The sequence below is a fragment of the Microbacterium sp. CPCC 204701 genome (assembly GCF_004010105.1).
GTDB lineage: Bacteria > Actinomycetota > Actinomycetes > Actinomycetales > Microbacteriaceae > Microbacterium.
Genome location: NZ_RRYE01000564.1, coordinates 1 through 1415, shown reverse-complemented (window position 1 = coordinate 1415; position 1415 = coordinate 1). Strand labels below are relative to the sequence as shown.

Here is a 1415-nt window from a genome sequence, read left to right as displayed (position 1 = left end):
ACCACATCCTCGTTCGGCGAGAACGCCCTCCTGACCACCGAGAACCACACCGACCCCGACACCCGCGCCACCCCCGCACCCCGCCGCAGGATCAAGCGCCGCACCTGGCAGACCGTCATCTGGCTGGTCGTGCTGCTCGCCCTCGCCGCCGTCGTGCTCTACCCGCTGGTCTGGCTGTTCCTGTCGACCTTCAAACCCAACGCCGAGTTCGGCCAGAACCAAGGCCTCATCCCCCAGAACCCGACCGTCGACAACTACGTCAAAGTGATGGAAGGCATCGCCGGCGTGCCGATGTGGCAGTTCGCCGTCAACTCCCTCATCATCGCCGTCGGCTCCGTGATCGGCACCGTGGTCTCCTCAGCCCTCGCCGCCTACGCGTTCGCCCGCATCCAGTTCAAAGGCCTCGGCATCTTCTTCGCCGCGATGATCGGCACCCTGCTGCTGCCATTCCACGTCGTGATCATCCCGCAGTACATCATCTTCAACAACCTCGACCTCATCGACACGTTCCTCCCACTGCTGCTGCCGAAATTCCTCGCCACCGAAGCGTTCTTCGTCTTCCTCCTCGTCCAATTCATCCGGCAGATGCCCCGCGACATGGACGAAGCAGCCCGCATCGACGGCGCCGGCCACACCCGCATCTTCTGGTCCATCATCCTCCCGCTCATCAAACCCGCCCTCATCACCTGCTCGATCTTCGCGTTCATCTGGGCCTGGAACGACTTCCTCGGACCCCTGCTCTACCTCACCAGCCCCGAGAACTACCCCCTCCCCATCGCCCTCCGCCTCTACAACGATGCTTCCTCCGGCGGCGCCGACTACGGCGCCACCGTCACCGCCTCCTTCATCGCCCTCGTCCCCGTCCTCCTGTTCTTCCTCGTGTTCCAGCGCTTCCTCGTCGACGGCGTCGCCACCCAAGGACTGAAGGGCTGACGGATGCCGCAGACGATGGATCGCCGTGAGCTCCGAGCCGCCCGCCACGCCGACGCGTCGGGCAGCGGACCGACGCTCGACGAGCGCGAGCCCGCCCGCTTCCCCGGTGCGAAGGGAGCCTTCGCCCTGTTCGGCGAGGTGCTGCTGACCGGCATGCTCGTCCTGGCGGGCGGCCTCGCGGTCCTCACGCTGCCTGCGGCGCTGGCCGCCGGCATCCGTCATCTGCGCCGCTATGTGAACGCGGAGGCCTCGCACGCCCGCACGTTCTGGCAGGACTACCGCCGTGCCCTGCCGGGCGGACTCGTCGTCGGACTGGTCGCGCTGGTCGTCGCACTGGTGCTGGTGCTCGACATCGACCTCGCGGGCTCGGGCGCCCTCCCTGGGGGCCCCGCGATCGCGGTCATCGGCTGGGCGGGCGTCGTCGCGGGCGCTGTCGCGCTGCTCACGGCCGCGGGCTCGTGGACGCCCGAACGCGGCTGGCG

2 protein-coding genes are annotated in these 1415 nt (G+C 68.1%); both read left to right on the top strand.

What is annotated here, in order from left to right:
- The first annotated feature begins 30 nt into the window (after positions 1 to 30).
- Entirely contained in the window at positions 31 to 933 is a 903-nt protein-coding gene (locus EIO58_RS17900; protein ID WP_127820554.1) for a carbohydrate ABC transporter permease, read from the top strand.
- Between the two features lie 3 nt (positions 934 to 936).
- Positions 937 to 1415 (top strand): DUF624 domain-containing protein (locus tag EIO58_RS17895; protein WP_240659004.1); only part of this gene is annotated, 479 nt, incomplete at its 3' end.